We start from the raw sequence: 19,687 nt of genomic DNA, 5'->3' as shown, positions 1-19,687 counted from the left end.
CTCGACGACGTCATCCAGGAAATCCGCGTCGCTATTTTTGACGCCCACGGCGCCATGCACGGTCCACTGCCGGACACCACCCGACTGCGCGAGCGGCTCGACGACGTCCTCATGCAGTCCTGCGGATCCGACCTGGAGACCACGGTTCAATTCGTGGGCCCCTTGTCCATTGTCGGCGCTGCACTCGCCGATCACACCGAAACCGTTGTGCGCGAAGCGGTCAGCAACGCCGTCCGACATGCCGGAGCGACCAGAGTCGCGGTCACGGTAAAGGTCGAAGACAACATCTGCATCGAGGTCATCGACAACGGCCAAAACATCCCCGGCGACGGCCTGAGCAGCCTGCATCACCACACGCAACAGGCAGGCGGCACGCTCACCATCGCGGATGCTCCCGGCGGAGGCACCTCGCTACGCTGGTCAGCACCGCTGCCCTGAACACCCCCCACCACGACAACCAGCAGCTCACAGGGACGATGCGACCAAGCCCGTCAGATCGGCCAGGCGGTGGGAATAACCCCACTCGTTGTCATACCAGCCGACGATCTTCACCAGACCACCGGTCACTTTAGTGAGTCCGGCGTCGAAGATGCACGACGACGGGTCGGTCACGATGTCGGAGGAGACGATCGGGTCCTCGGTGTAGGTGAGGTAGCCCTTCAGCTCGCCGTCGGCGGCGGCCGCGAAGGCGGTGTTGACGGCCTCGACCGTCGCCGGCTCGCGGACGATGACGGTGAGATCGGTGGCTGAACCGGTGGGCACCGGCACCCGCAGCGCGTACCCGTCGAGCCGTCCCTCGAGTTGGGGCAGCACCACGCTGATCGCGCGGGCGGCCCCGGTGGATGTGGGTACCACGTTGACCGCCGCGGCGCGGGCCCGGCGAAGGTCGCGGTGCGGACCGTCCTGCAAATTCTGGTCCGGGGTGTAGGCGTGGATGGTGGTCATGAGCCCGCGCTCGATTCCGAACACCTCGTCGAGCACCATCGCCATCGGCGCCAGGCAGTTCGTCGTGCACGAGGCGTTGGAGACGACGGTCTGGGTGCCGTCGTAGTCGCGATGGTTGACCCCCATCACGACGGTGAGGTCCGCGCCCTTCGACGTCGCGGACACCACCACTTTCTTCGCTCCGCCGTGCAGGTGACCACGGGCCTGCTCCGCGGCGGTGTATCGACCGGTCGACTCGATGACGACATCCACGCCGAGATCTCCCCACGGCAGCGCTGCCGGCCCGCCGGCGATGGACCACGCTTTGATCACTTGGTCCCCGACCACAATGTCCTCGCCGTCGACCGACACGTCGCGCGCTAAGCGTCCCAGGACGGAGTCGTATTTGAGCAGGTGCGCCAGAGTCTTGTTGTCGGTGAGGTCGTTGACCGCCACGATCTCGATGTCGGTGGTGCCTGCCGCGTGTTGTGCGTCGACCGCACGGAAGAAGTTTCGGCCGACCCGCCCAAAACCGTTCACGCCCACTCGAATAGCCATCGTGATCTCCTCAGCGGTCTTGCGGTCTGGCTAGCGCATCGATTGCACGCCACTTCGAGTCTGACCACGCTTGAGGCCGAGCAGCAGAGGACAAGGTCCTCGCATTCCTGGCCGCCCCTCTTCGCAATTCATGATCCGGAGCCTCGTACGCCACGCTGGTCCGGTCCATGGGGTGGGCGCTTCCGCCGCCGCGGTGGGCTGCTGAGCGCGCGTCGGCCACTGCTGATGGCCCTCTCCCGTCGGCCGTTTAGCCATTCGATTACCTTCGGCCCTGGCCCCGTGCGGACCACTGTGGGAGGTTGGCATTCGTGGGGCTGTGTGCGCCAGTACCACGCGCCCACTGGAGCGCTCTACCGACCCAGACGTGAATTGGTGTGTCGTCAAGCCGGCTTGCCCACAGGGGCCCGGATGAGTTGGCGGCGCGGGAATCGCGTCGAGGCCGGGGTGTCTGGCAACGATACCGGGCGAGTTCGGTGCTGCCCCCTGTTTTACGGGCTATGAGAGGACAGATCATGAGCACAGCCACCTACGTCCGATTTTTTGAGGAGTTCGGCATCGAGGACGTGCCGCTGGTCGGCGGAAAGAACGCGTCGCTGGGCGAGATGTTTCAGAAACTGTCCGGGCAGGGCGTGCGCGTCCCGCACGGGTTCGCCATCACCGCGCAGGCCTATCGCTACATGTTGGACAAGGCCGGCGCGTGGGACCGTCTGCATGCCGAGCTTGACGAGCTCGACCCGACCGACGTCGCCGCGCTGGCGCGTAAGGGCAAGCTTGCCCGTGAGATCGTCTACGGCGCAGGGCTCCCCGACGATCTGGCTGCCGAGATTCTGGATGCCTACCGCAAGCTTCAGCGGGAGTACGGCGAGGATGTCAGTCTCGCCGTGCGGAGCTCGGCGACTGCCGAGGACCTGCCGACGGCGAGCTTCGCCGGCCAGCAGGATTCCTATCTCAACATCAAGGGCGAAGAGAGTCTGCTCGACACGTGTCGGCGTTGTTTCGCCAGCCTGTTCACTGATCGTGCCATTCATTACCGAGTCGACCAGGGCTTCGACCACTTCAAGGTCTCGCTGTCGATCGGCGTGATGAAGATGGTGCGCTCCGATATCTCTTCGTCGGGTGTGATGTTCTCCATCGACACCGAGTCGGGGTTTCGCGACGCCGTATTCGTGACGGGCGCCTACGGCCTTGGCGAGAACGTGGTTCAGGGTGCGGTCGATCCCGACGAGTTCTATGTCCACAAGCCGACCTTTCTGGCCGGGCATCGCGCCGTGTTGCGTCGCCTGATCGGCGACAAGGCGGTGAAGATGATCTTCGTTGAGGGGCAGACGAAGTACACGACCCGCAACATCCCCACACCCAAGGCCGACCGCGCTCGGTTCTGCCTCACCGACGAGGACGTCCTGGAGCTGGCGGGCTACGCGTGCACGATCGAGGCGCACTACGGCCGGCCGATGGACATGGAGTGGGCCAAGGACGGTCTCGACGGAAAGCTCTACATCGTCCAGGCCCGCCCGGAGACGGTGGCCTCCCAGCACAGCGCGACGGCGCTGGAAACCTATGTGCTCGAGGGCCGCGGCGAGATACTGGCCGAGGGCCGCTCGGTCGGCGAAAAAATCGCCTCAGGCGCCGTGAAACGCATCGAGAACCCCACCCACCTGTCCGAGTTCAAGCCCGGCCAAGTGTTGGTGGCCGACACCACCACGCCCGACTGGGAGCCGGTGATGAAGATCGCCGCCGCGATCATCACCAACCGCGGCGGACGTACCTGCCACGCGGCGATCGTCGCCCGCGAACTCGGCATCCCCGCGGTGGTCGGCACCGGCGACGCGAGCACCTGCGTGCCCGATGGCGAAGTCGTGACCGTGTCGTGCGCCGAGGGTGACTCGGGGCGGGTGTACCGCGGCGCGGTGGCCTTCCACGTGGAGCGCACCGAGGTCGGGGATATGAAGCGGCCGCGGACCCAGGTCATGATCAACCTCGGAAACCCCGATATTGCCTTCAAGGCGTCGTTTCTGCCCAACGACGGGGTGGGACTGGCCCGGATGGAATTCATCATCAGCGAGTACATCAAGGTCCACCCGCTGGCTCTGCTGCACCCCGAAAAGGTCGACGATCCCCAGGCTCGCCGCACCATCGAGCATCTCACGCAGTGCTACCCCGACGGCGGCGCGTTCTTCGTGGAACGACTTTCGGAAGGAATCGGCACCATCGCGGCCGCCTTCTGGCCCAAGCCGGTGGTGGTGCGGATGTCGGACTTCAAGACCAACGAGTACGCCAGCCTGATCGGCGGAGCAGCCTTCGAACCAGCCGAGAACAACCCCATGCTCGGCTTTCGCGGCGCTTCGCGCTACGCGCATCCCGCCTACGCCGAGGGCTTCGCGCTCGAGTGCCGCGCGATGCGACGCGTGCGCGAGCAGATGGGCCTGACCAACGTCATTCTCATGCTCCCGTTCGTGCGCCGAATCGCCGAAGCAGACCTCGTCCTGCAGACGATGGCCGACCTCGGGCTGCGCAGGGGTGAGAACGGGCTCAAGGTGTACGCGATGTGCGAGATCCCGAACAACGTGATCCTGATCGACGAGTTCGCCAAGCGTTTCGACGGCTTCTCGATCGGCTCCAACGACCTGACTCAGCTCACCCTCGGCGTCGATCGTGACAGCGAGATCGTGGCCTTCGACTACGACGAGCGCGACGAGGGCGTCAAGGAGATGATTCGCCTGGCCGTTGAGGGCTGCCGCCGCAATGGAATCCACTCGGGACTGTGCGGACAGGCGCCTTCGGACTACCCGGACATGGCCGAGTTCCTGGTTCGGCTCGGCATCGAGTCGATGAGCCTGAACCCCGACACGGTGATCAAGACCACCCGTCAGGTCCTGCAGGTGGAGCACGAGTTCGCGCCGTCTCAATGAACAGCAACACATTTCATCGCCCCGGGCCTTCACAACGGTTTGAGCAGTGTCCTTGCCATGAAAGTCCTTGCCATGAAAGTCCCTGCCATGAAAGTCCCTGCCATGAAACTGCCGGTTACCATAGATCCGCGCTACCACGACGCGGTGATCTTCGACCTCGACGGTGTGCTCACCGACACGGCCTGCAGTGACGCGGCGGCGCGTCCACCGATGCTGGAACCGACGGTGGCGCTGGCGCGACAGTTGCGGGGCGCCGGCGTCGCAACGGCGGCCTGCTCATCGAGCAGTCACTGTCAAGAGATCTTGGAAACCGCTGGGGTTGACGATCTGTTCGATATCTGTATCGCGGGCGAACGCGGGCTCGCGGACGACGGCGACCCCGCGGTCCTGCTGGAGGCCACCCGCCGACTGGGTATGCGTCCGCAACGCTGCGTCGTCGTCGAAGACGCCGACGCCGGTGTGGTCGCGGGTCGCGACGGCGGATTCGCACTTGCGATCGCTGTCGACAGGAGCGGACGCGCCGACGAACTATCGCCGTTCGATGCCGACATCGTGGTCACCGACCTGTCCGACGTCGCCGTTCGCACGGGCGACAAGCGCATCTCGGAAATCCCGAATGCGCTGGAGTCCTACGGTCAGTTGATCGGCATCACCAACGCCCGGGAGTCGATGTTGTTTCTCGACTACGACGGAACGTTGTCCCCCATCGTTTCCGATCCGAGCGCGGCCACGCTCGTCGATGGGGCTGCCGAGGCACTGGAACTCGTGGCGGCGGTGTGTCCCGTTGCGGTCCTGAGCGGTCGCGACCTTGCCGATATCCGCACCCGGGTCGGCAGACCCGGGCTCTGGTACGCCGGCAGCCACGGGTTTGAGCTGGCGGGACCGGACGGCACCTATCACCAGAATGAAGCGGCCGCGGCCTTTGTGCCTGCCCTCGGGCGCGCAGCCACGGAGTTGTGCGACAGCCTGGCGCAGATTCCGGGGGTACGAGTGGAGCACAAACGCTTCGCCGTTGCTGTTCACTATCGGGAGGTTGCGCCGGAGAACGTCGGTGAGATCATCGCTGCGACACATCGGCTGGGACAGCGAGCTGGCCTACGGGTGACGAGCGGGCGCATGCTCGTCGAGCTGCGGCCCGACATCGACTGGGACAAAGGGACCGCCCTGGCCTGGATTCGTGATCGCGTCGAGGCTACGGGATCCTTGATGGCGATCTACATCGGCGACGACCTCACCGACGAAGACGCATTCGACACCGTCCAGTTCGACGGTGTCGGGATTGTGGTGCGGCACGACGAGGACGGCGACCGCAAGACGGCCGCCAACTTCACCCTGCAGGGTCCCGATCAGGTGCGGGAGTTCCTCCAACGAGGGTCGCGTTGGCTTGCCTACAAGCACCAGATTGACTCCAAGGCTTGGGATTTCACTTTCCAGGGGTACGATCCGCACAGCGAGAAGCTTCGTGAATCGTTGTGCACGGTGGGAAATGGCTACTTCGCCACCCGGGGCGCGGCGCCCGAATCGAAGGCCGACCAGGTGCATTATCCCGGCACGTATGCCGCCGGGGTTTACAACCGTCTCGTCGACGACGTATCGGGTACCGCAGTCGACAACGAGAGTTTGGTCAACCTGCCCAACTGGCTTGCACTGACGTTCCGGATCGACGGCGGCAGCTGGTTCGACATCGACGCGGTCAGGGTGCTGTCCTATCGGCAGACTCTCGACCTTCGCGGCGCGGTACTGACGAGGGAGGTGCGTTTCTGTGACGATGCCGGACGCACCAGTTCGCTGACACAGCAACGATTCGTCGCGATGCACCTGCCCCACGTCGGTGCCCTTCAGACGACGATCCGCGCCGAGGATTGGTCGGGGACAATCCGGATTCGCTCGACGCTCGACGGCAACGTCGCCAACTCGCTGGTCGAGCGCTACCGGGACTTGGCCAACGATCATCTTGGGTCGGTGGAAAAGCGGGAGATCTCCGACCACTCTGTGCTGCTGACAGTTCAGACCACCCAATCGCGCATTCCCATTGCCATGGCGGCACGAAGCATCGTGTGGCGTGACGGGACTCCGGTCCCGGCCACCTACCGCCTTGTCGACGAGGCAGCCGAAATCGGTCACGAGATCGCCGTCGAAGTGTCAGCCGGTGACGCGTTGACACTGGAGAAGACCGTGACCCTGTTCACCGGGCGCGATGTCGCGACGTCCGAACCCGCTGTCAACGCCGAGCGCTGGCTGAGCCGACTCGGCCGGTTCGACGAGTTGCGCGACGGGCACCTGAACGCCTGGGTACATCTGTGGGAACGTCTGTCCATCGAATTCGACGACTTCACAGACGAATTGCGTATCCTGCGACTGCATCTCCTACATCTGCTGCAGACGGTTTCACCCAACAGTTCCGACCTCGATGTCGGGGTGCCGGCTCGCGGACTTCACGGTGAGGCATATCGCGGACACATCTTCTGGGACGAGCTGTTCATCTTCCCGGTACTCAACTTGCGGTTGCCGATGATCACCCGGTCGCTGCTTGGATACCGTTACCGGCGCTTGCCGGAGGCACGCGAGGCCGCCCGGGCGGCGGGCTACTCCGGTGCGATGTTCCCGTGGCAATCCGGCAGCGATGGACGCGAGGAAAGTCAACGGCTGCACCTCAATCCGCGCAGCGGCCGGTGGAACCCCGACCCGAGCGCTCGTGCGCACCACATCGGCATCGCCGTCGCCTACAACGCGTGGAAGTTCTATCAGGTCACCGGGGATCTCGCCTACCTGATCGACTATGGCGCGGAGATGCTGGCCGAGATCGCACGCTTCTGGGTGAGTAGGGCCACCTACGACCAAGAACGCGATCGCTACAGCATCCGGGGCGTCATCGGGCCCGATGAATTCCACTCGGGCTACCCGGATGCACCTTACGACGGCATCGACAACAATGCGTACACCAACGTGATGGCGGTCTGGGTGATCATGCGGGCCTTCGACGCACTGAACCTGTTACCGCTGCCGAACCGACTCGACTTGGGGGAAACGCTCGGACTGCACAGTGCCGAACTGGCGCACTGGGATGAGGTGAGCCGGCGGATGTACGTCCCCTTCCACGACGGTGTCATCAGCCAGTTCGAGGGATACGGCGAGTTGGAGGAACTGGACTGGGACCGCTACCGCCGGCAGTACGGCAACATCCAACGCCTCGACCGCATCCTCGAAGCGGAGAACGACGACGTGAACCGGTACAAGGCCTCCAAACAGGCCGACGCCCTCATGCTGCTCTACCTGATGTCAGCAAGGGAATTGGGTGAGCTGCTCCAGCGGCTCGGCTACCGCTTCACATCCGACCAGGTCACAAAAATGGTTGACTACTACGTGGCCCGCACGTCGCACGGATCGACACTCAGCGGTGTGGTGCATACCTGGGTGCTCGCCCGGGCCAACCGCGATCGCGCAATGGAATTCTTCCAACAGACGCTCAACTCCGACGTCTCCGACATCCAGGGTGGCACCACGTCCGAAGGCATTCACCTGGCGGCCATGGCCGGCAGCGTCGACCTCATGCAGCGATGCTTCACGGGGCTGGAGACCCGGTCCGACCGCATCATCCTCTCCCCGAACTGGCCGGAACCACTTGGCGTGCTGGCATTTCCGATCCACTACCGCGGTCTGCACCTGCACCTACGGGTCAGCGGAAGGGGCGTGATCATCAGTGTGGACCCACGCGACGCCCCCGGAATCGAAGTAGAATGCCGTGGTCGAGTCGTTCAACTGATGCCCGGTACCATCGTCCGATTTCCCGGCTGACCGTTGCCGTCGAGTGCCGACAGCCCGCCCGCGCAGCTTTCGAGGCAGGCGACCCAGACGATCTTTCCATCCAGCGCGGTGATCGCGGCCAACCCGAATTCGCCGGCGAACCCTATGCTGGGCAAATGGCTGGTGATGAGCAGGCCAGCAGGGATGCCGGTCGAAGCACGGCCGGACCCCCGGCGCATGACCTCGCCCCGCTTGCGAACCTGTCGCATGTGCAGTCCCGGGCCGGGCCGGTGCGCGAGCGCCGGCCCGTCTATGTCGATTTGCTGCCGCCCTGCAATGCCGGTTGCCCCGCCGGGGAGAACATCCAGGCCTGGCTTGCCCATGCCACGGCCGGCCGGCACGAGCAGGCCTGGCGTCAGCTCGTCGCGGACAATCCGTTCGCCGCAATACACGGACGGGTGTGTTACCACCCGTGTGAAACCGTCTGCAACCGTGCCCATCTCGACAGCTCAGTATCGATCCATTCGGTGGAGCGGTTCCTCGGCGACCTTGCCTGGAAGCGTGGCTGGAAGTTCGAACCACCGGCTACCCGCACCGGCAAGCGCGTCCTGGTTGTCGGCGCGGGGCCGAGCGGACTGTCAGCGGCCTACCATCTGGCAGTCCGGGGGCACGAGGTCGAGATCCGCGACGCGGGCGCGATGCCCGGCGGGATGATGCGCTACGGCATTCCGAACTACCGGCTCCCCCGCGACGTGCTGGATGTCGAGCTGAACCGCATTGCCGCGCTGGGCGTGCGGCTGACCTGCGATCATCGGGTCGAGGACCTGGCCGCCGAACGGGACGAGGGCGGCTTTGACGCGGTGTTCGTCGCGGTCGGTGCGCAGCTGGCCAAACGTGTCGACATACCGGCCGGCGACGCAGCCACGATGGTGGACGCGGTGTCTTTTCTGCGCAACGTCGCCTCCGGCGAAAGGCCGGCGATCGGGCGCCACGTCGCCGTTTATGGCGGCGGCAACACCGCGATGGACGCCGCCCGGGTGGCCCGCCGCCTGGGCGCCGAGGACGCGGTCATCGTCTACCGCCGCACCCGTGAGCAGATGCCCGCCCACCAGGAGGAAGCGCAGGATGCCGAACGCGAGGGCGTGCGGATCAACTGGCTGCGGACGATCAGCGCCTTCGACGGCCCCGAATTGCGGGTCGAGGTCATGGAGCTCGACGATTCCGGTTACCCACGACCGACCGGACGTTTTGAGACGCTGACCGCCGACACCCTGATCATGGCGCTCGGGCAGGAAACGGAATCGGCGTTCATGCGGACGCTGCCGGGAGTCGAGTTCGATGGCGACGGCAGTGTGCGTGTCTCGGAATCACTGATGACGGGCTGTCCGGGCATCTTCGCCGGCGGTGACATGGTGCCCGGGGAGCGCACCGTCACCGTCGGTGTCGGGCACGGGAAGAAGGCGGCCCGCCACATCGACGCCTGGTTGCGCGGCGCGCCGGACGCACGCCCGGCCAAACACCCGACGGCGACGTTCGATGCGCTGCACCTATGGTTTTTCGGTGACGCCGCGCAACGTCAGCAGCCCGAACTGGAGCCCGCACAACGCGTCGAGAGTTTCGAGGAGGTCGTCGGCGGTTTGTCCGCGCAGGAGGCGACCTACGAGGCGGGACGGTGCCTGTCGTGCGGGAACTGCTTCGAGTGCGACGGCTGCCTCGGCGCGTGCCCGGAGGACGCGGTGATCAAACTCGGGGTCGGGCACCGATACACGTTCGACTACGACAGGTGCACGGGCTGTGCCGTCTGTTTCGATCAGTGCCCGGTACACGCGATCGACATGTTTCCGGAGCCGCAATGACACGTGTGACGGTGGATGGCAACGAGGCCGCAGTTTCGGTCGCCTACCGGCTCAACGAGGTGTGCTGCATTTACCCGATCACCCCATCCTCGCCGATGGCCGAATTGGCCGACGTGTGGTCCAGCGCGGGGCGGCCCAATGTATGGGGCACCGTCCCGACGGTGGTCGAGATGCAAAGCGAGGGTGGAGCGGCGGGCGCATTGCACGGCGCCCTGCAGAGCGGCGCGTTGACCACGACCTTCACCTCGTCGCAGGGTCTGCTGCTGATGATCCCGAACATGTACAAGATCGCCGGCGAACTGACGTCGGCGGTCATCAACGTGGCGGCCCGGTCGGTGGCAGCGCAGGCATTGTCGATCTTCGGTGACCACTCGGACGTGATGGCCGTGCGGCAAACGGGGTTCGCACTCCTGGCATCGGCCTCCGTGCAGGAGGCACACGACCTCGCGCTCGTTGCGCAGGCCGCCACGCTGACGACCCGGGTGCCGTTCGTGCACTTCTTCGACGGATTCCGAACCTCGCACGAGATCAACACGATTGAGACGCTGTCCGACGACGACCTGCGGGCGCTGGTGCCCGAGGAGTTGGTGTGGGCACATCGCGGGCGGGCGCTGTCCCCCGAGCGCCCGTTCATTCGCGGCACCGCGCAGAACCCGGACGTCTTCTTCCAGGCGCGGGAAACGGTGAACCCGTTCTACGCGCGGGTTCCCGACGTGGTCGGGGACCTGATGGCCCGCCTGGGCGAGCGCACCGGCCGAAAGATGCACATCGTCGACTACTACGGGCACCCGGAGGCGGAGCGCGTGCTGGTGGTGATGGGCTCGGGCGCCCAGAGCGTCGCGCAGACCGTCGCCGCTCTCACCGAACGCGGCGAGCGGGTCGGGGTGGTGCAGGTGCGGCTGTACCGCCCGTTCCCCACCAAGGCGCTCCTCGAAGCGCTGCCGGCGACGGTGCGCACGGTCGGCGTGCTGGACCGCACCAAGGAGCCCGGTTCGATCGGCGAGCCGCTGTATCTGGACGTGGTCGCGGCGCTCGCCCAGGCCTATACCGACGGGGAGCGGCTCGTGATGCCACGCGTGAGCGGGGGTCGCTACGGCCTGTCGTCGAAGGAGTTCACGCCCGCGATGGTCGCCGGGGTGTTCGCCGAATTGGCGCGCCAGCGGCCGCGGCGCCAATTCACCATCGGTATCGACGACGACGTCTCCGGTACCAGCGTCGACTACGACCCGTCGTTCGACATCGAGTCCCCCGACACGGTCCGGGCGATCTTCTTCGGGCTGGGGTCGGACGGCACCGTCAGCGCGAACAAGAACACGATCAAGATCCTCGGGTCCGAAGAAGGGCTGCACGCCCAGGGATACTTCGTCTACGACTCGAAGAAATCGGGTTCGCAGACCGAGTCGCACTTGCGTTTCGGGCCGAATCCCATCCGCGCCCCCTACCTCGTCAATGGAGCCAATTTCGTTGGCTGCCACCAGTTCCGGTTTCTCGACAAGATCGACGTACTCGGCCGAGCCGCCCCAGGGGCCACGCTGCTGCTGAACTGCAGGCATCAGCCGGACAACGTCTGGGATGCGCTGCCGCGAAGTGTCCAGCAACAGCTCCTGGACAAGCGGATCACACTGTACATCGTCGATGCCGGCCGCATCGCCCGCGAGGTCGGGCTGGCCGGGCGGATCAACATCGTGCTGCAGACCTGCTTCTTCGCGATCTCGGCGGTGCTGCCCCGCGAGCAGGCCATCGTCCGCATCAAGGAATCGGTGGAAAAGATGTACGGAAACCGCGGCGCCGACGTGCTGCGACGCGAACTGGCCGCGGTCGACGCCGCGCTGAACGGGTTGCACCGCGTCGAGCTGCCGAGCCTGGCCACCTCGGTGCGCGCGCCAGTACCGACAGTGCCCGAGAATGCACCGGAGTTCGTGCGCACCGTGACCGCGGAGATGATGGCCGGGCGCGGAGACGCGTTGCCGGTCAGCGCACTTCCGGTGGATGGCACCTACCCCAGCGGCACGACCGCATACGAGAAGCGCAACATTTCCGAGCTGGTGGCGGTCTGGGACGCCGACAGCTGCATCCAGTGCGGCAACTGCGGCTTCGTCTGCCCGCACAGCGTGATCCGCTCGAAGTTTTACGACCAGTCCCAGCTGACCGCGGCGCCAACGCAATTCGACTCCGCGCCCCTGGACGCCGTCGGCCTGCCGAACGCCCGGTTCTCGTTGCAGGTGTACGTCGAGGACTGCACCGGGTGCGGCCTGTGTGTCGAGGCCTGCCCGGTCGTCATTCCCGGCACCACCGTGACCAAGGCGATCAATCTCGCTCCCGGCGAGCCGCGGTTGGCCGCAGAGCGCGACAACATCGCCTTCTTCGAGACCCTGCCGACCAGTGACCGGTCCCGGGTGGACTTCGGCACCGTCCGCGGCACCCAGTTCCTGGAGCCGCTGTTCGAGTTCTCCGGCGCCTGCGCGGGTTGCGGAGAGACGCCGTACCTCAAGCTCCTCTCGCAGCTGTTCGGCGACCGGCTGATGATCGCCAACGCGACCGGCTGCTCGTCGATCTACGGCGGCAACCTGCCCACCACCCCGTGGACCACCGACGCCGACGGGCGGGGTCCGGCCTGGTCGAACTCGCTGTTCGAGGACAACGCGGAGTTCGGGCTCGGCTTCCGGTTGGCCACCGACGCGCACGCGCAGCTGGCCCGGCGGCGCCTGACCGAGTTGCGCGACGTACTCGGCGCCGAACTCGTCGACGCCATCCTGGCGGCGCCGCAGCTGCGGGAGTCCGAGTTGCACACCCAGCGGCAGCGGGTGGCCGAGCTCCGGCGCCGCCTCGAGGGCCTCGATCCCGCCCTGACCGGTGACCTGCGCAGTGTGGTGGACCATCTGGTCCGGCGCAGCGTGTGGATCGTCGGCGGTGACGGCTGGGCCTACGACATCGGGTCCGGCGGGCTCGACCACGTCCTGGCCAGCGGGCGCAACGTCAACGTGCTGGTGCTCGACACCGAGGTCTACTCCAACACCGGCGGTCAGATGTCGAAGGCGACCCCCTTGGGCGCGGTGGCCAAGTTCGCCGCCGCCGGCAAGACTGTGCCTCTGAAGGATCTGGCACTGCAGGCGATCTCCTACGGAAACGTCTACGTCGCCAAGGTCGCGATGGGCGCCGACCCGCAGCAGACTCTGCAGGCGTTCCGCGAGGCGGAGGCGTACGACGGGCCCTCGCTGGTGATCGCCTACAGCCAGTGCATTGCGCACGGCATCGACATGCGTCAGGGGATGGATCAGCAGTACCGTGCCGTGGCCAGCGGGCACTGGCCGCTGATCCGCTACGACCCGGTGCTGCGGACGTCCGGGGAGAACCCGTTCCTGCTCGATTCGCACCGGCCGCGGATCCCGCTCGCCGACTACCGCACCCGGGAACTGCGGTACCGCGCACTGGCCAACGCCGATCCGACCGAGTACGACCGGCTGCTCGGCCTCGCCGAACACGCCAACGCCCAGCGCTGGAAGGTGTACGAGGAGATGGCGTCTCACGGTCCGCAACACTTCACCGCCGACGCCCGCAGGGAGCACTGATGGAGCTGTCGACCCGCTACCTGGGCCTCACCTTGCGCAACCCACTGGTCGCGTCGGCGTCGCCGCTGTCGAAGACCGTCGACGGCGTCCGCCGACTCGCCGACGCCGGCGTCGGGGCGGTGGTGCTCTATTCGCTGTTCGAAGAGCAGCTGCACCGCGAGGCGCTGCAGGACGCGCGAAGGGCCGAGGCGGGCACCGAAAGCTTCGCCGAAGCGCTGTCCTACTTTCCGGCCGGAGCCGGCGAGGACCACGGCCCACGCCGGTACCTGAACCTGCTCGAACGCGCGGCCCGCGCGGTCTCCGTTCCCGTGATCGGCAGCCTCAACGGCAGCACGCCCGGCAGCTGGGCCCGCTACGCCCGGTCGATGCAGGACGCCGGTGCGGCCGCAATCGAATTGAACATCTACTACCTACCCGGCGATCCGCACATCCGGAGCGGCGACGTCGAGCAGCGTCACCTCGACATCCTGGCGCGGGTCAAGGACGCGGTGACCGTCCCGGTGGCCGTGAAGCTCAGCCCGTACTTCAGCGCCACCGGCGAGATGGTGCGGCGCCTGGACGAGGCCGGTGCGGACGGGCTTGTTCTGTTCAACCGATTCCTCCAACCCGATATCGACCCCGAGACCCTCACCGTGGTGCGTGCGGTGTCGTTGTCCACGCCGGCGGAGATTCGGTTGCCGCTGACATGGATTGCGTTACTGCGCGGACGGGTTGGCGCGTCGCTGGCCGCGACGACCGGCGTCGAGAGCTCCATTGAGCTGATCAAGTACCTGCTGGCCGGCGCGGATGTGGTGATGACCGCGTCAGCACTGCTGCGCCACGGCCCGGAACATGCCGCCGTACTGCTTGACGGCCTGTGCGAATGGATGCGACGCAAGGGGTATGCCACGGTCGAGGAACTGCGTGGGCTGCTCGCCACACCCGTCGGTGCCGACGAGACCGCACGCGAACGCGGCGACTACGTCAGCGCACTACAACACGCCAACAGCACCGACTACGGCCCCTGGTAAACGGAGCGGCTGGTGCACACGCGGGGGCTAATCACAGCCGCTCAAGGTCTTTCGGCCCTTACCGCGGCGCCGCCGCGGGCGTTGAGTGAAAGGTGCGAGCGATAGCCGTCGGCCCTCGGTCGTCTTCCGGCCCCAACCCCACCCGCATCGGAGAAAGTTGACGAGATGAGCGCACGTACGGTGGGCGCGGTGGGCAAACGAACTCGATCACCCTGGGTGGTGCAGCAACGATGACCTCCGGTGGCGCGACGATTCTCGCCGGGCACGAGCCAGACCGCACGGCGCTCATCGCCATCCTGTGGGAGGTGCAACGCGAATACGGCTACATTTCCGCCGAAGCCGCGGCCGGGATAGCCGACCGGCTCGGGTTGTCCGTCGACGATGTCCTGGAGACCGCGACGTTCTACCATTTCTTCCACACCACGCCGTCGGGCCGTCACCGAATTTATCTCAGTAACAACGTCATCGCGAAAATGCACGGCTACCGCCAGGTGTATGAGGCCCTGGAACTCGAGACCGGGACACGATTCGGCGGCGCCGGGTCGGATGACTTCGGGCTTTTCGAAACCGCGTGCATCGGGAGCAGCGACCACGAACCGGCAATGCTCATCGACGATGTCGTGTTCACAGACCTGACACCGGCTTCGGTCGGCGAGATCATCAAGGGACTGAGAAGGGGTGACTCTGCGGCGCAGATCGCCAATCCGGCTGGCCTGCCACGCGACGACGTGGCGTATATCGATGCGCTGACACGCACCACCGTACATACGTCGGGACCGGTGTTCTTCTGCGGTGGAATCGATGACAACGCGTTGTGGCGTCGCTGCCGGGCGATGACCCCCGAGGACGTGATTGCCACCATCTCCGAGTCCGGCCTGCGGGGGCTGGGCGGCGCGGGCTTCCCCACCGGCAAGAAGTGGAAGTTCTGCCGCGCGGCCGCCGGCGACGAGAAGTACATCATCTGCAACGCCGACGAGGGCGAGCCGGGGACCTTCAAGGACCGGGCGTTGCTGACCTACTCCCCCAAGCAGGTATTCGTCGGCATGGCGATCGCGGCCCACGGCGTCGGGGCCCGCCACGGCATCCTCTACCTTCGCGCGGAGTACACGTATCTGCGCGACTACCTCGCCCGGCAACTGGCGGAGCTACGCGAGAGCGGAGTACTCGGCGACGGGTTCGACATCCGCATTCAGTTGGGCGCCGGGGCCTACATCTGCGGCGACGAAACCGCGCTCATCGAGTCCTGTGAGGGTAAGCGGGGAACGCCGCGGCTCAAGCCGCCCTTCCCGGTCGAGCACGGTTTCCTGGGCAAGCCGACGGTGGTCAACAACGTCGAGACATTCGCCGCGGCCACCCGGATCATGCAGGAGGGTGCCGGGTGGTTCGCGGCCATGGGAGTACCGAGGTCCACCGGCACCCGGCTGCTCAGTGTCTCCGGCGACTGCGCCGCCCCCGGGATCTACGAGGTGCAGTGGGGGGTCACGTTGCGGGAGGTGCTCGACATGATCGGCGCTGACGACCCCCGGGCCGTGCAGATCAGCGGCCCGTCCGGGGAGATGCTCTCGGTGGCCGCCGACGCCGACCGCAGGCTTGCCTACGACGACCTGTCCTGCAACGGTTCCGTCATGGTGTTCAACCACGAACGCGACCTGATCGACATCGTCGGGGACTTCATGCAGTTCTTTGTCGACGAGTCGTGCGGCATCTGTGTGCCGTGTCGTGCGGGCAACGTGCTGCTGCGGCAGAAGGTCGGCCTGGTGGCCGCGGGCCGGGCGGTCCGATCCGATCTCGACGACATGGTCGCCTGGGGTGGGATCGTCGCGCACACCAGCCGATGCGGGCTGGGTGCCACCTCACCCAATCCGATCCTGAGCACGCTCAAGAAGTTCCCGGACATCTATGCGGCCCGGCTTCGTGAGCACACCGGCGACCTGCTGCCGTCCTTCGACCCAGAGGCTGAGCTGAGCGGTTACGCCCAGGCCGTTGCCGCGCTCGCGCCGCAGGAGTCGCGGTGAGCATCCGAATCGAGATCGATGGCACGACCATCACCTGTGAGGAGGGTGCGACGCTCGTCGATGTCGCCGCCGAGGCAGGCGTCTACATCCCCACCTTGTGCTATCTGCCCGAACATCCCGTCCTGGGCACCTGCCGGGTGTGTTCGGTCAAGGTCAACGGCGGGGTCGCCGCCGCCTGCGCGGTCGAGGTCAGCGACGGGATGCGGGTGCAGGTCAACGACCCGGAGACCACCGATGCGCGTAAGGCGCTGGTGGAGATGCTGTTCGCCGAAGGCAACCACAACTGCCCCAGCTGTGAGAAGTCCGGCCGGTGCACGCTGCAGGCGGTCGGCTACGAGGTGGACATGACAGTGTCCCGTTTCCCGTACCAGTTCCCCGAACGGGTTGCCGACCATGCGGCGGAGAAGATCTGGCTGGAGCGCGACCGCTGTATCTTCTGCCAGCGTTGCGTGGAGTTCGTCCGCGATCACGAGACCGGCAAGAAGATCTTCAGCATCAACGGCCGCGGAGCGCATGCCCGCATCGAGATCGACGTCGAACTGGCCAACAAGATGCCCCCCGAACAGGTCCGCGAGGCCGTCGACATCTGTCCCGTTGGAACGATACTCGAAAAAGGGGTGGGCTGTGACGAGCCCATCGGCGAGCGGCGCTACGACGTCGAATCGGTGCGGGACCGCGCGCTGGAACCATCACGGAAGCAACGACAGTGACCAAAGGTATCCCTTTCCCGTCGAACACCAATGAGTTTGCTTCGCACGAACTTCCGGCCACACCGCTCGACCCGGAAGTGGCCGCCGAGCGTGCCGGCAAGATCAAGGTCTCGATGATCAGCCTCTGCGGCTGTTGGGGATGTAGCTTGTCGCTGCTCGACATCGACGAGCGGATGATCGCCCTGCTGGACAAAATCACGATCCTGCGGTCGTCGTTCACCGACATCAAACGCATTCCGGAGCGGTGCGCGATCGGATTCATCGAGGGCGGGGTCGCCAACGAGGACAATATCGAGACGCTGCGGCACTTCCGGGACAACTGCGACGTGCTGATCTCGGTCGGCGCCTGCGCGATCTGGGGTGGCGTCCCGGCGCTGCGTAACCTGGTGGGGCTCACGGATTGCCTGGCGGAGGCCTACGCGAATTCCCCGACGGCGCCGCCCTCCTCCAGTCCGGTGGTGCCCTACGACCGTCGGATCCCCATCCTGACCAACAACGTCTACCCGTGCCACGAGGTCGTGCAGATGGACTACTTCGTCCCGGGCTGCCCGCCGGGGGCGGACGCGATCCTCGACGTGCTGGAGGACCTCGTGGAGGGACGTCCCGTGAATCTGCCCAAGTCTCTCAACCGTTTCGACTGATCGGGGAATGACCACAATGGCGACAACACTGGTGATCGACCCGGTCACCCGAATCGAGGGACACGGCAAGGTCGTCATCGAACTCGACGACGACCGCAACGTCATCGACGCCAAGCTGCACGTGGTGGAGTTCCGCGGCTATGAGCGCTTCATCCGGGGCCACCCGTACTGGGAAGCACCGGTTCTCATGCAGCGGATCTGCGGGATCTGCTTTGTCAGCCACCACCTTGGCGGGGCCAAGGCCCTCGACGACATGATCGGGGTCGGACCGGCGTCGGGCACATGTCTGACTCCGACCGCAGTCAAGATGCGCCGGCTGGGTCACTACGCGCAGATGCTGCAATCGCACGTCACCGCCTATTTCTACCTGGTGGTGCCGGAAATGTTGTTCGGGATCGACGCCGCGCCCGAGCAGCGCAACTTCATCGGGCTGATCGAGGCCAACCCCGGTCTCGTCAAACGTGTTGTCCGGCTGCGCAAGTGGGGCCAGGAGATCATCGAGGCCGTCTTCGGAAAGCGCATGCACGGCCTCTGCTCGGTGCCCGGCGGCGTGAACAAGTGCCTCACCGCGGCCGACGTGGACCGGTTCCTGCGCGGCGAACACGGATTGCCCTCCATCGACGAGGTCATCGACGACGCCCAGCTGGGTCTGCAGATGTTCTACGACTTCCACGAGGAGCACCGCGACGAGGTCGACGGCTTCGCCACTGTGTCGGCGCTGAACATGTGCCTGGTGGACGACGACGGCAACGTCGATTACTACGACGGGCGGCTGCGGGTCGTCGACGAGCAGAAGAAGCTGGTACGCGAGTTCGACTACCGCGACTATCTCGACCACTTCTCCGAGGGTGTCGAGAAGTGGACCTACATGAAGTTCCCGTTCCTCACCGACCTCGGCCGCGACGCGGGGTCGGTGCGGGTGGGCCCGCTGGCCCGACTCAATGTCACACGGACTCTGTCGACCCCGATCGCCGCCGAAGCGCTGGAGAAGTTCCACGCCTACACCGGTGGGCGCGCCAACAACATGACGCTGCACACCAATTGGGCGCGCACCATCGAGATCATCCACGCCGCAGAGGTTGTGAGGGGGCTGCTCAGCGACCCCGACCTGCAAAAGGATGCCCTCGTGGTGTCACCCGGTGCCGACGCCTGGACCGGGGAGGGGGTCGGTGTGGTGGAAGCCCCCCGGGGGACCCTGCTGCATCACTACCGCGCCGATCGCGAAGGCAATGTCACCTTCGCCAACCTGATCGTGGCCACCACCCAGAACAACCAGGTGCTCAACCGGACGGTACGCAGTGTCGCCGAGGACTATCTGGGCGGCCGGGCGCAGATCACCGAGGGCATGATGAACGCCATCGAGGTGGGGATCCGCGCCTACGATCCCTGCCTGAGTTGCGCCACCCACGCCCTGGGGCAGATGCCGTTGACCGTCACCGTCGTGGACGCCCACGGGAGGGTGCTCGATGAGCGCGTGCGCTGAGCCGCACCGTGTCGCTCTCGGGGTCACGCTCGCGTTCTTCGACAACCCCACGTCGCTGATCTACGGCATCGGCAACGCCGGACGTCAGGACGACGGATTGGGCTGGGCCTTCATCGACCGGCTCGAGCAAATGTGTCCTCATCCTCGCGCACGCCTGCGCCGTACCTATCAGCTGGGCCTCGAAGACGCCGATCTGACCCTGATTTTTCAGCCTGATGTGGGTGATGGCTGTGTCGTGACACGGAAATGCCCTTCGTGCAAGGGAAAA

11 protein-coding genes and 1 pseudogene are annotated in these 19,687 nt (G+C 65.9%); 11 read left to right on the top strand and 1 reads right to left on the bottom strand.

Translation table 11 applies throughout. The features are described 5' to 3' along the window. A partial coding sequence (locus FPZ47_RS20195; protein ID WP_246133500.1) for a sensor histidine kinase occupies positions 1 to 438 on the top strand: 438 nt, incomplete at its 5' end. Between the two features lie 27 nt (positions 439 to 465). Here the strand turns inward: FPZ47_RS20195 and gap are convergent. After that, the gene (gene gap, locus FPZ47_RS20190) at positions 466 to 1,482 is read right to left on the bottom strand and encodes a type I glyceraldehyde-3-phosphate dehydrogenase (protein WP_144954392.1); all 1,017 of its coding nucleotides are present in this window, start codon (positions 1,480 to 1,482) and stop codon (positions 466 to 468) included. Between the two features lie 512 nt (positions 1,483 to 1,994). On the opposite strand from gap, the gene ppsA reads away from it, so the two are divergent. The 10 genes and pseudogenes from ppsA to FPZ47_RS20140 form a co-directional block, all read left to right on the top strand. Further along, positions 1,995 to 4,391 (top strand): phosphoenolpyruvate synthase, encoded by a 2,397-nt coding sequence (gene ppsA / locus FPZ47_RS20185; protein ID WP_144954389.1) that lies wholly within the window; start codon positions 1,995 to 1,997, stop codon positions 4,389 to 4,391. Positions 4,392 to 4,493: 102 nt separating this feature from the next. Then, positions 4,494 to 8,186 carry a trehalose-phosphatase gene (gene otsB / locus FPZ47_RS20180; protein WP_144954386.1) on the top strand — a complete coding sequence of 1,231 codons (3,693 nt, stop codon included), beginning with the start codon at positions 4,494 to 4,496 and terminating at the stop codon, positions 8,184 to 8,186. 125 nt (positions 8,187 to 8,311) lie between these two features. After that, entirely contained in the window at positions 8,312 to 9,991 is a 1,680-nt protein-coding gene (locus FPZ47_RS20175) for an NAD(P)-binding protein (RefSeq protein WP_144954383.1), read from the top strand. Next, complete coding sequence (gene nifJ / locus FPZ47_RS20170; protein ID WP_144954381.1) at positions 9,988 to 13,560, top strand: pyruvate:ferredoxin (flavodoxin) oxidoreductase; 3,573 nt, start codon at positions 9,988 to 9,990, stop codon at positions 13,558 to 13,560. The genes FPZ47_RS20175 and nifJ overlap by 4 nt, the downstream gene beginning before the upstream one ends. Then, positions 13,560 to 14,570: a dihydroorotate dehydrogenase-like protein gene (locus tag FPZ47_RS20165; protein ID WP_144954378.1), complete on the top strand. Its 1,011-nt coding sequence runs from the start codon at positions 13,560 to 13,562 to the stop codon at positions 14,568 to 14,570. The genes nifJ and FPZ47_RS20165 overlap by 1 nt, the downstream gene beginning before the upstream one ends. 230 nt (positions 14,571 to 14,800) lie before the next feature. Continuing rightward, on the top strand, positions 14,801 to 16,585 hold the full coding sequence (locus FPZ47_RS20160; protein WP_144954375.1) for an NAD(P)H-dependent oxidoreductase subunit E: 1,785 nt from the start codon (positions 14,801 to 14,803) through the stop codon (positions 16,583 to 16,585). Next, the gene (locus FPZ47_RS20155; protein WP_144954372.1) at positions 16,582 to 17,295 is read left to right on the top strand and encodes a 2Fe-2S iron-sulfur cluster-binding protein; all 714 of its coding nucleotides are present in this window, start codon (positions 16,582 to 16,584) and stop codon (positions 17,293 to 17,295) included. Before FPZ47_RS20160 ends, FPZ47_RS20155 begins: the two co-directional genes overlap by 4 nt. Continuing rightward, positions 17,292 to 17,936, top strand: a complete 645-nt coding sequence (locus FPZ47_RS20150) for an NADH-quinone oxidoreductase subunit B family protein (protein WP_246133499.1) — start codon at positions 17,292 to 17,294, stop codon at positions 17,934 to 17,936. Before FPZ47_RS20155 ends, FPZ47_RS20150 begins: the two co-directional genes overlap by 4 nt. Before the next feature lie 16 nt (positions 17,937 to 17,952). Next, the gene (locus FPZ47_RS20145) at positions 17,953 to 19,419 is read left to right on the top strand and encodes a Ni/Fe hydrogenase subunit alpha (protein WP_144954369.1); all 1,467 of its coding nucleotides are present in this window, start codon (positions 17,953 to 17,955) and stop codon (positions 19,417 to 19,419) included. After that, positions 19,403 to 19,687, top strand: a pseudogene (locus FPZ47_RS20140) (hypothetical protein); the annotation flags it as partial. The gene FPZ47_RS20145 and the pseudogene FPZ47_RS20140, both read left to right, overlap by 17 nt.

Source organism: Mycobacterium helveticum, from assembly GCF_007714205.1.
GTDB classification, from domain to species: Bacteria; Actinomycetota; Actinomycetes; order Mycobacteriales; family Mycobacteriaceae; genus Mycobacterium; species Mycobacterium helveticum.
Note: the sequence above shows the minus strand (reverse complement) of the source record. Positions and strands in the feature narration are given on the sequence as shown.